General features: G+C 69.5%; 10 protein-coding genes. 5 read left to right on the top strand and 5 right to left on the bottom strand.

Annotated elements, in window-relative coordinates; translation table 11 throughout:
• Window positions 1-84: 84 nt before the first annotated feature.
• Genes NLX83_RS38990 through NLX83_RS39005 form a run of 4 tightly spaced genes read left to right on the top strand, consistent with a single transcriptional unit; the run spans window position 85 to window position 4,536 of the window.
• On the top strand, window positions 85-1,032 hold the full coding sequence (locus NLX83_RS38990) for an ATP-binding cassette domain-containing protein (RefSeq protein ID WP_254240322.1): 948 nt from the start codon (window positions 85-87) through the stop codon (window positions 1,030-1,032).
• Window positions 1,029-1,808 (top strand): ABC transporter permease, encoded by a 780-nt coding sequence (locus NLX83_RS38995; RefSeq protein ID WP_254240323.1) that lies wholly within the window; start codon window positions 1,029-1,031, stop codon window positions 1,806-1,808. The genes NLX83_RS38990 and NLX83_RS38995 overlap by 4 nt, the downstream gene beginning before the upstream one ends.
• A gap of 5 nt (window positions 1,809-1,813) precedes the next feature.
• Window positions 1,814-4,054, top strand: a complete 2,241-nt coding sequence (locus tag NLX83_RS39000) for an ATP-binding cassette domain-containing protein (RefSeq protein WP_374118865.1) — start codon at window positions 1,814-1,816, stop codon at window positions 4,052-4,054.
• 11 nt (window positions 4,055-4,065) lie between these two features.
• Window positions 4,066-4,536, top strand: a complete 471-nt coding sequence (locus NLX83_RS39005) for a hypothetical protein (RefSeq protein WP_254240325.1) — start codon at window positions 4,066-4,068, stop codon at window positions 4,534-4,536.
• Window positions 4,537-4,545: 9 nt separating this feature from the next.
• Here the strand turns inward: NLX83_RS39005 and NLX83_RS39010 are convergent, their stop codons facing one another.
• The 3 genes from NLX83_RS39010 to NLX83_RS39020 form a co-directional block, all read right to left on the bottom strand.
• Window positions 4,546-5,136 (bottom strand): hypothetical protein, encoded by a 591-nt coding sequence (locus tag NLX83_RS39010; protein ID WP_254240326.1) that lies wholly within the window; start codon window positions 5,134-5,136, stop codon window positions 4,546-4,548.
• A gap of 52 nt (window positions 5,137-5,188) precedes the next feature.
• Window positions 5,189-6,019, bottom strand: coding sequence for a serine hydrolase (locus NLX83_RS39015; protein ID WP_254240327.1), 831 nt, complete (start codon window positions 6,017-6,019; stop codon window positions 5,189-5,191).
• 136 nt (window positions 6,020-6,155) lie between these two features.
• Window positions 6,156-7,085: a Gfo/Idh/MocA family protein gene (locus NLX83_RS39020; protein ID WP_254240328.1), complete on the bottom strand. Its 930-nt coding sequence runs from the start codon at window positions 7,083-7,085 to the stop codon at window positions 6,156-6,158.
• A gap of 36 nt (window positions 7,086-7,121) precedes the next feature.
• Between NLX83_RS39020 and NLX83_RS39025 the strand changes: the two genes are divergently transcribed.
• Window positions 7,122-8,162 carry a zinc-binding dehydrogenase gene (locus NLX83_RS39025; protein WP_254240329.1) on the top strand — a complete coding sequence of 347 codons (1,041 nt, stop codon included), beginning with the start codon at window positions 7,122-7,124 and terminating at the stop codon, window positions 8,160-8,162.
• On the opposite strand, the gene NLX83_RS39030 is transcribed toward NLX83_RS39025, so the two are convergent.
• Together NLX83_RS39030 and NLX83_RS39035 are read right to left on the bottom strand one after the other, a co-directional pair.
• Window positions 8,140-9,255, bottom strand: coding sequence for an amidohydrolase family protein (locus tag NLX83_RS39030; protein WP_254240330.1), 1,116 nt, complete (start codon window positions 9,253-9,255; stop codon window positions 8,140-8,142). The two genes, NLX83_RS39025 and NLX83_RS39030, sit on opposite strands and share 23 nt — an antisense overlap.
• Window positions 9,252-9,941: a MerR family transcriptional regulator gene (locus NLX83_RS39035; RefSeq protein ID WP_254240331.1), complete on the bottom strand. Its 690-nt coding sequence runs from the start codon at window positions 9,939-9,941 to the stop codon at window positions 9,252-9,254. Before NLX83_RS39035 ends, NLX83_RS39030 begins: the two co-directional genes overlap by 4 nt.
• Between the last annotated feature and the right edge of the window lie 337 nt (window positions 9,942-10,278).

The following is a 10,278-nucleotide window of genomic DNA, read 5'->3' on the forward strand; positions in this document are numbered from 1 at the left end:
CCGCTCTGCCGACGACTAGGTCATCGTAGCTTCTCGGTACGTTGTACGGTACAACGTACGGGCAAGCGCGGTGAAGGGAGACCGATGGGTTCGGAGACGGCGGTGCGCGCCGAGGGACTGACCAAGCGCTACGGCGGCACGACCGTGCTCGACGGCGTGGACCTGCGTCTGGAGCGAGGTCGGGTGCTCGGGCTGCTCGGGCAGAACGGCGCGGGCAAGACCACGACCGCGCGGGTGCTGACCACGCTGCTCAAGGCCGACTCCGGCCGCGCGGAGGTGGCGGGCTTCGACGTCGCCACCGAGGCGCGGCGGGTGCGGGCGAGCATCGGGCTGGTCGGCCAGCACGCGGCGGTGGACGAGGTGCTCAACGGCCGCGACAACCTGGTCATGTTCGCCCGGCTGCACGGGTTGCGTCCGAGTGCGGCGCGTGCACGGGCGAACGAGCTGCTGGAGCGCTTCCGGCTCGGTGACGCGGCGAAGCGGCCGGTCGGCAAGTACTCGGGCGGGATGCGGCGGCGGCTCGACCTGGCCGCGAGCCTGGTGTGCACACCGAAGGTGCTCTTCCTCGACGAGCCGACCACGGGCCTGGACCCGCACAGCCGCGCCGAGGTGTGGGCGGAGGTGCGCGCGCTGGTCGCGGCGGGCACCTCGGTGCTGCTCACCACGCAGTACCTGGAGGAGGCCGACCAGCTCGCCGACCACATCGCGGTGATGGCGGCGGGCCGGGTGATCGCGGAGGGCAGCCCGGCCGCGCTCAAGGCGGACCTGGGCGGCGACCGGATCGAGGTGGTGCTGCACGAGGCGGCGGACCTCGCGCGGGCGCAGGCGGTGATCGCCGCCACGACCGGCGAAGAACCCTTGGTGGACAACGACACCCGCATGATCGGCGCACCGGTGGACGATCGGGTCCGCACGCTCACGCGGACGGTCAACGCGCTGCACGACGCGGGCATCGACGTCGAGGACGTGACGCTGCGCCGTCCGACCCTCGACGAGGTTTTCCTGCACCTGACCGGGAAGGAGGCCGCGTGAACAGGCTCGCGGCCGACACGTGGACGTTGACCCAGCGCGATCTGCGGCACTGGGTCGCCCAGCCGACGCCGGTGGTCATCGGGCTGCTGTTCCCGGTGATGACCGTGCTGATGTTCGGGTTTCTCTTCGGCGGCGCGCTTTCCGTGCCCGGCGGCGGGAACTACCGCGAGTTCCTGATGCCGGGGATGTTCGCGCTCACGATGGTCTTCAGCATGGAGTCGACCATGGCGGCCGTGGTCACCGACGCCCAGCGCGGGGTCACCGACCGGTTCCGGTCGATGCCGATGGCGTCCTCGGCGGTGCTGCTCGGCCGCAGCTGCGCGGACATGCTCAACGCCGCCGTGGGGCTCGTCGTGCTCGTCGTCTGCGGCCTGCTCGTCGGCTGGCGGTCGAACGGGAGCTTCGGGGCGACGGTGCTGGCGTTCGCGCTGTTGTTGCTGCTGAGGTTCGCACTGATCTGGGTCGGCATCTACCTCGGGTTGCTGATGAACGGCCCCGAAGCCCTCGCCGCGGCGCAGATCCTGGTGTGGCCCTTGGGTTTCCTGTCGAGCGCGTTCGTCTCGCCGGACACCATGCCGGGCTGGCTGGGCACCGTCGCGGAGTGGAACCCGCTCTCCGCGACGGTCGCGGCGACCCGGACCTTGTTCGGCAACCCCGGCGTCGGGACGTCCTGGGCGGCGGAGAACGCGGCCGTTTTCGCCGTCGTGTGGCCGATCCTGCTCGTGGTGATCTTCCTCCCCTTGTCCGTGCGCCGCTACCGCGCTTTGAGCCACTAGGAGCCTTGTTGCACATCGAGATCACCGGCGCGCGGGAGAACAACCTCAAGGACGTGTCGCTGCGCATCCCCAAACACGCGATCACCGTGTTCACCGGCGTTTCCGGCTCCGGCAAGTCCTCACTGGTCTTCGACACGATCGCGGCGGAGGCGCAGCGGCAGCTGGGCGAGACGTTCTCCACCTTCATCCGCAACCTGCTGCCGGGCTACGGTCAGCCGGACGTGGACGCGATCGAGAACATCTCGGCGGCGATCGTGATCGACCAGAAGCCGCTGCGCGGCAGCTCACGGTCCACAGTGGGCACTGCGACGGAGATCTACTCGTTGCTGCGCCTGCTGTTCTCTCGCGCGGGCAAGCCGTTCGTCGGCTATTCCAACGCGTTCTCCTTCAACGATCCCGCGGGCATGTGCCCGGAGTGCGACGGGCTCGGCGAGGCGGTGCGGCTGGACCTGGACAAATTCCTGGACCGATCGAGGTCGCTCAACGACGGCGCGCTGCTGCACCCGAACTTCGCGGTCGGCGGGTGGTACTGGAAAACCTATGCGGCGTCGGGGCTTTTCGACCTGGACAAGCCGCTTTCCGAGTACAGCGAGCAGGAATGGCAGGTCCTGCTGCACGGAGCGGACGCGAAGGTCGCGCTCGCCTGGCAAGGTGGTGAGATCAACTCCGCATATGAGGGGCTGGTCGAGAAGTTCACCCGGCTGTACATCAAGAAGGACGCCGGGGAGATGTCGGAACGCAATCGCGCTGTGTTCCAACGCTTCGTGAAGACGGCGACCTGCACGCTGTGCGAAGGCGGACGGCTGACGCGAGCCGCGCTGGAGTGCGAGTTCAACGGCTACACCATCGTTCAGCTGAGTGCTATGGAGGCGACCGAACTCGCTGCGGTGCTTGAGGAATTCCATGACGAAACAGTCACACCTGTTCGGGACAGCCTGCGTGATCGTGTGCGGCGGCTGATCGGCATCGGGCTGGGCTACCTCAGCCTGGACCGGCCCACGGGCACGCTCTCCGGGGGTGAGGCGCAGCGCGTGAAGATGGTGCGGCACCTCAACAGCAGCCTCACGGACATGATCTACATCCTGGACGAGCCGAGCGTCGGCCTGCACCCACGCGATGTGCGGCGGCTCAACGAACTGCTGATCCAGTTGCGGAACAAGGGGAACACGGTACTCGTCGTCGAGCACGACCCCGACGTCATCGAGGTGGCCGACCACGTGGTGGACATGGGCCCGCATGCGGGCACACGCGGTGGAACGGTCGTCTTCGAAGGCTCGGTCGCTGGTCTCAAAGAGGCCGGAACGCTCACCGGAACCCATATGCGGCAACAACTTCAGTCGAAGAAAGAGGTTCGGAAGCCGATCGGGCGGATCGCGATCACGGACTTCAGCTCGCACAACGTCAAGGGCCTTTCCGTTGACGTGCCGACCGGAGTGCTGACCGTCGTCACGGGGGTGGCGGGCTCGGGCAAGAGCACGCTGATCAACGAAGGTTTCCGCGCGGCCTGCCCGGACGCGATCACGATCGACCAGACGGCGGTGGCCACGTCGATCCGCTCCACTCCGGCGACCTACACCGGCATGATGGACGAGATCCGCAAGTTGTTCGCGCGCGCCAACAAGGTCAGCGCGTCGTTGTTCAGCTTCAACTCGGCAGGGGCGTGCGGGAACTGCCAGGGGCTCGGTGTGGTCTACACCGACCTCGCGTTCCTCGAAGGGCTCAAATCGGTGTGCGAGCAGTGCCAGGGCAGGCGGTTCACGCCCGAGGTGCTGGCGAAAACCCTTCGTGGCGCGTCGATCGCGGACGTGCTCGGGATGAGCGTCGCGGAGGCGGTGGAGTTCTTCACCGAGGACAAGCTCACCCGCGTGCTGCGCGCGCTCGCCGATGTCGGCCTGGACTACCTGACCCTCGGGCAGCCGCTGAGCACGCTGTCCGGCGGTGAGTGCCAGCGCATCAAGCTGGCGACACAGCTGCACCGCTCCGGGGCCACGTACGTGCTGGACGAGCCGACGACCGGCCTGCACATGTCGGACGTCGCGCACCTGCTGGGAGTGCTGGAACGCTTGGTGGACAAGGGCGGCACGGTGGTGGTGATCGAGCACAACCTCGACGTGGTCCGCAATGCCGACTGGGTGGTCGACCTGGGGCCGGAGGCGGGCGCGCACGGCGGGCGGGTCGTGTTCGAGGGCACTCCGGCGGAGTTGCTCTCGGCGAGTACCCACACCGCGGAGGCGTTGCGCGGTTAAATGATGCCGTGGTGGAGATCGAGGTCCTGCGTCGCACGCGGAAGCTCTCGGTGGCGCTGACGGCGCTGCTGGGAATGTGGTTCTTCGGCAACCTGTACGAGCAGATCGTGTGGAACCCGCAGCTGCTCGCCGACCCGAGACCCGGTTCTCTCGTCGGTGAACTGGCCTGGGGGAGCCCGGTTTTCTACTACCTCCCCTGGGTGCCGATCACGTTCATCGCCGCTGCGGCGCTGCGCGTGCGGTTCGGCGCGGCGGTTCCGGCAGGAGTGCGGCGGGCGTGGAACCTCGGCCTCGGCGCGCTCGCGGTCGGGCTCGCGATCAAGGTTGTGCTGGTGACCCGGGTGAACCCGGTTTTCCGTGATGCGGCGGCGACTTCCGCGCAGGTGCACGACAACGCCGTTGTCTGGGCTTTCGCCAACGGCGTTGTCGTGCTCGCTGTCGCCGCCGCCCTGTACTTCTTCACGGCTTGGCGGCGGGTCTAGCGTTTCCTGTCAGTCGCTGAAACCGGTGTACGCGTAGGGCTTGTAACCGTTGTAGGTCCTCGCGTGCGTCCGGTGCGCGGTGCCGCCGGAGCTGCTGGCCTGCTCGTAGACCCAGTAGCTGGTCTTCGCCGCGTTGGCCCACTTGTCGAAGATCATCACGTGACCGGCGCTGCCGAGGCTGCCCGCCCCGAGCTTGCCGATCGCGTCGCCCTGGCGGATCTGGTCCCAGGAGATCGCCCGCACCACGGCACCGGGGGTGCCGTAGCCACCGCGCAGCATGCTGTCGGTGTTGTGGTTGACCGCTTTCCCGCTCGCGGTGCGGACGTTCCACACCATCGACGCGTAGCCGGAGCAGTCCGTACGCCAGCCCTGGAAGTACTTGGACATGCTGTACGGGATGGGCCTGCCGCCGTTGGCGGTGAGCCAGGTCCGCGCCCTGGCGATCGCCGCCGCCCTGGTGGTGGCCTCGATTCCGGGGTCGGTGGCGCTGACCTGGGTGGGAGACTCGGCGGGCGCGGCGGGCTCGGCGGCGGCCGGTGCGACAGCACCCACCGACAGGCCCATCGCCAGCGCGAGCATCACAACGCTCTTCCTTGACATGACTGTCTCCTCTTCTCCTTGTGCAGGGTTGGATTCGTGGAGAACACGGACATCATGAGTTGAGGTCCTTGTGGATCGCTTTGGCGACGCCCTCGATGGTGGTGTGGCCGTAGACCTCCGAGGAGTTCCCCTCGGTCAGCACCACGATCTGGTAGTCCTTGCCCTTGCCGGAGAACACGCCGAGGCTGTTGATCCGCCAGCCGACGCCGTCGCCCCGGTCCACCCAGCCGTTCTTCACCCGCACCGCGGTGCCCGCGGGCGCGCCGACCGGGGTGCCCCAGCGCTGCCCGGCGACGACCTTGCCCATCAGGTCGAGCACGTAGGCGCGCGAGGCCGCGGTGAGCACGGAGTTGTTGGTGGTCAACAACGTCAGCATGGCGCTCTGGTCGGTGGCGGTGATGTGCGTCTTGCCCCACCAGCCGCTGGAGTCGATGGTGGTGCCGCGCATCCCGGCCAGCGCCATGAACTTCTTCATCCCGGCCGCGGTCACCGAGTCCCACAGCGCGGTCGCGGAGTCGTTGTCCGACTTGGTGATCATCGCGCTGGCCCACTGCTTCTCCTGCGCGGTCAACGCCCTTCCCGCGTCCTGCGCCTTCTTCAGCACGGCGGCCAGGATCGTCACCTTGATGACGCTGGCGGACTGGAACTGGCGGCCCGCGTTGAGCGTGCAGCTGAGCCCGGCGCCGGGATAGCGCAGGCTGACCGCGGCCGTGCCCTGGCGTCCCTTGAGCGCCGTCGCGATGTCAGCGGCGAGCTTCTGCGCGAGTGCAGGGTTGGCGCTGGACGAACAGGCTGGAGCGGCGGCGGGCAGTGCCTGCGCGGAGGCGGGGATCGCGGTGATGGGCAGTGCGACTACGGCGAGGGCCGCGGCGAGCTTGTGCATGGGACGCCCCATTGGTGTCGGCAGGGTGTGTGGCGTACGCCTCACCCTGACAACGCGTCCCCGTTCCGCGCACTCCTTTTCGCGTCCGCGGAAACCATCGCGGCACCAGCGAAAAACCAGTGGGCTGAAGCGGAGTTCAGCCCACGCCGTGGAATGCCTCGACGATCTCCTGCACGCGCAGCGCGGCCGCGAAGTCCGCGAGACCCGGCCCGGCGTCGCCACCGCGCACCGCCGCGGCGAACAGCGACAGGCGCTCCGCCTGCGAACCACCGGCCAGCTCCACCGGCTTCCAGTCGCCGCCCTCGGAGACGGACAGCTCGCTCCAGTCGCGCAACAGGTAGGACCGCCGCGAACCCCACAAGATCCACTCGTAGCGCTCGGCGCCCGCCATGCCGGTGCGCCCGGACACGTGCACGGGCACCTCGCCCGCGCGGAGCAGGGCGTGCGCCGCGACCTCGCTGGCACCGGGCGCGTAGTCCACTCCGGCGACCTCCACGCCCAGCGGTCCCAGGATGCGGTCGGTCAGGTACACGAAGTGGGACAGCACTTCGCGGACGAAGCCGCCCTGCTCGCGCTCGTCGAGCCAGCGCGCGTCCGCCTGGAAGGGCCGCGGCCACCGGGGGAAGTGCAGCCGGATGTCCACCCCGAGCACGTCACCGACATCGGCGCGTTCGACCTCGGCGACCGAGGGCTGGTCGGACAGGGCGAAGTTCACCGCGGTCGCCACGCCCGCGCGCTCGGCCGCCTCCGCCATCCGCCGCCCCTCGGCGAGGTCGACCGCGAGCGGCTTCTCACAGAACACGGCCTTGCCGGAAGCCAGTGCGGCGAGGGCGAAACGCTCGTGCAGCGCGGGCGGGGTCGCGATGTACACCGCGTCCAGGTCGTCGGCCTCGGTGAGGTCCATGCTGTCGGTCGAGAAGGCCAACCCGGGGAAGTCGGCTGCCTGGCGGCTGGGGTCGCTCACGCGGCGGACCTCGAAGTCCGGGTGCTGCGCGGCGATGCCGAGCACGCGCGTGCCCATCGCGCCCAGACCGATGATGCCCAGCCGTACCGGTGCAGCCGTCATGCGCTCACCCTACGGATAGTGGCAGTGTGTGACCTCATGCAGGCAACAGTCATTTACGGCGCCGGTGACGTGCGAGTGGAACACGTGCCCGACCCGAAGATCATCGAATCCACGGACGCGGTCGTGCGCGTGGTCCGCTCGTGCATCTGCGGCAGCGACCTCTGGCCCTACTCCTCGATGGAGGCGACCCCGGAGGGACGGCGCATCGGGCACGAGTTCCTCGGCGTCGTCGAGGAGACCGGCTCCGACGTGCACGGCCTCCAGCGCGGCGACCTCGTCGTGGCGCCGTTCGTGTACTCGGACAACACGTGCGAGTTCTGCGTCGAGGGCCTGCACACCTCGTGCCTGCACGGCGGCTTCTGGGGCGATGAGCAGGTCGACGCGGGGCAGGGCGAGGCGGTGCGCGTGCCGCAGGCGGACGGCACCCTGGTGAAGCTCCCGGCCTCGGCGAACGACCCGGCGCTGCTGCCGTCGCTGCTCACGCTCTCCGACGTCTTCTCGACCGGCCACCACGCGGCGCTCAAGGCGGGCGTCAACGAGCGCACCAGCGTCACCGTGATCGGCGACGGCGCGGTGGGCCTGTGCGCGGTCCTCGCGGCCAAGCGGCTCGGCGCCGAGCAGATCATCCTGATGGGCAGGCACGAGGCGCGCACCGACCTCGGCCGCTCGTTCGGTGCCACCGACGTGGTCGCCGAGCGCGGCAAGGAAGGCACCGCGAAGATCCGCGAGCTGACCGCCGGTGGCCGCGGCACGCACACGGTGCTGGAGTGCGTCGGCACGCTCCCCGCCTTCGAGACGGCCATGCGCGTGGTCCGCGCGGGCGGCTCGGTCAGCCGGGTCGGCGTGCCGCAGTACCAGGACGGGCCCATCGGCGGCCTCCAGTTCGGCCGCAACGTGACGGTGACCGGCGGCGTCGCCCCGGCTCGGCACTACATCCCGCAGCTGCTGCCGGACGTCATGGAGGGCAAGGTCGACCCCGGCCGCGTTTTCGACCGCACGATCGGCATTTCCGAGGTTCCCGACGGCTACCGGGCGATGGCCGCCCGCGAGGCGCTCAAGGTGCAGATCGCGTTCTGATCCCGTTGTGCCAGACCGAGTGAACGCGGTCCGGCAACGCGGCGACGTCGAGGGTGGCGTCGCGCAGCAGGAGCAGGTCCGCCCGCAAGCCCGGCTCGACGCGGCCACGGTCGTCGTCGAGCCGGAGCAGGCGGGCCGCCTCTGATGTAGCTGCCTTCACCGCGCCCTCGTCGCCGAGCCCCGCCTCCTTGAGCAGGCGCAGTTCCTCCAGCAGGTCCAGGTGCGGGCGCATGGCCATGTCCGAGCCCGCCGCGATACGCACTCCCGCTTTCATCGCCAGGCGCACGGAGTTCTTGTGGGCTTCGTTGTTGTGGATCGGCGCGAGGGTTGGGACGTACCAGCAGTCGCGCATCGCGTTCACGGCTTCCTCGTCCAGGAACACGCCGTGCTCGATGCTGCGGACCCCGGCGCGCGCGGCCGCAGTGGCGGCTTTCGCACTGTGCGCGTGGGCCATCACGTCGCGGCCGCAGCGCCTGGCTTCGTCGACCACGGCGCGCAGTTCCTCGTCGGTTGCTGTGATGTCGCGTCCTGTTTGGACAGACCGGAGCGATCCGCTCGCGCCGAGCTTGATCCAGTCCGCTCCGGCCTGGACCATCCGCCGCACGGCCGCCCTCGCCGAGTCCGGGCCGTCGAACACCGGGTCCGGCAGCGAGGGATCGCCGAGCCTGTCGCGGCGCCCCAGGTCCGGCTCCCATGCGTCGCCGAGCCCGCCCGTTGGGGAGAGCTGGCGCAGGCTGATGATCAGGTCCGGCCCGGTGATCCAGCCCTCGCCGAGCGCGTGTTTGAACCCCGCGTCCGCGCCCCACGCATCGCGCACCGTCGTCACCCCGCGATCGAGCAGGCGACGCAGAACCGGGACCGCTTCAAGGATTCTCGCGCTGCGCGGTAGCGACTCCGCGCGCGGGAAAGCGACGTGCGCGTGGCAGTCGATCAACCCCGGCAACAGCAACCCGCCGCCGCAGTCGATCCGCTCGTCGCCGTCCAGCCCCTGTCCGACCGCCTCGATACGGTCTTCGACGAGCCGAATGTCGTTGCGGTGCGCGGTTCCACTGTCCGGGTCGAAGACCAGCGCGTTGGCGAGGACCGTCCTCATGAGACATACCGGTGCAGGTGCGCCGCCGCTTCCAACATCGCCGTCGCCCGCCACGTGAGCTGCGTCCGGCGCTGCGCGATGGCCTCCCGGAGCGCGTCACCGTTGCCCGACTCGCGCAGACCCTCCAGCACCGGGCGGATCTGGTCCAGCGGGTACCGCCCCTGCCGGAGCATGCGGATCATCCGCGCGTCCCGGATGTCGGCCGTGCTGTACGTCCGGTACTTCGTGGCCCGATCACGTTGCGGCGCAAGCAATTCTGCCGCCTCCCAGACGCGCAGTGCCGATGTGCGAATGCCCAGGTGCGCCGCCAGCTCCCCGATCCGCAGGCTGCTCGGCGCATTCGCCGCGTCCAGGTCCTGGTCGGCGATCACTTCGAGCGCGTCGCTGATCTCCTGGAGCGACCTGCGCTGCTCGTGCAGCTCCGCGTGCCCCGCGTCGATCATCGCCAGAGCGCTCGGCACATCGTCGTCGTGCACCGCGTGCATGACCTGTTGCGCCGTGTCCGCGCCGAATCCCCGTGCGAGGGCCCGGTAGGTGAGCAACGCCCGCAGGTGCCGGTCCTCGAAGCACCGGTACCCGGAGTCGGTGCGCGGAGTCGGCGGGAGCACGCCCGCGTCCGCGTAGTTGCGAACCTGCTGGGTCGAGATACCCGCCGCTCTCGCCAGGTCGACCGGGCGGAGTGTCATGGGGGTGAGGGTAGTTGGTCGGGTTTGCTGGGTGGGGCGCTGGGCTTCGTGGGGCTGGGCTTCCTGCTTGCGTGGCTGGGCTTTCAGCGTTCGTGGGCTGGGGCTTCCAGCGGGGCTGTGCTTCCAGCTTGCGCCGGTTCCAGCTGGGGGTCGGCTTGACCTGGGGCCCCTTGCGCGTGCCCTTGGGCCTCACGGGGGCACGGGATGAAACCCCGGCCCCCGCGGCCGAGCGTATGGCACGCGCTCCCCAGGTAAAGCCGCGCGTTGACTCATCAAATATGCCCGCGTGGGTGGGTCGTTGCCTCATGGGGTGATGCCCGCGGTGTGGCGTGTGTGG

The organism is Allokutzneria sp. A3M-2-11 16 (assembly GCF_024213555.1).
In the GTDB taxonomy this organism is placed as follows: domain Bacteria; phylum Actinomycetota; class Actinomycetes; order Mycobacteriales; family Pseudonocardiaceae; genus Allokutzneria.

Coding starts and splice junctions, on each gene's coding strand:
- NLX83_RS39015 (WP_254240327.1), bottom strand. CDS start 6,019: ATGCACAAGCTCGCCGCGGCCCTCGCCGTAGTCGCACTGCCCATCACC.
- NLX83_RS39030 (WP_254240330.1), bottom strand. CDS start 9,255: ATGAGGACGGTCCTCGCCAACGCGCTGGTCTTCGACCCGGACAGTGGA.
- NLX83_RS39025 (WP_254240329.1), top strand. CDS start 7,122: ATGCAGGCAACAGTCATTTACGGCGCCGGTGACGTGCGAGTGGAACAC.
- NLX83_RS39035 (WP_254240331.1), bottom strand. CDS start 9,941: ATGACACTCCGCCCGGTCGACCTGGCGAGAGCGGCGGGTATCTCGACC.
- NLX83_RS38990 (WP_254240322.1), top strand. CDS start 85: ATGGGTTCGGAGACGGCGGTGCGCGCCGAGGGACTGACCAAGCGCTAC.
- NLX83_RS39020 (WP_254240328.1), bottom strand. CDS start 7,085: ATGACGGCTGCACCGGTACGGCTGGGCATCATCGGTCTGGGCGCGATG.
- NLX83_RS39010 (WP_254240326.1), bottom strand. CDS start 5,136: ATGTCAAGGAAGAGCGTTGTGATGCTCGCGCTGGCGATGGGCCTGTCG.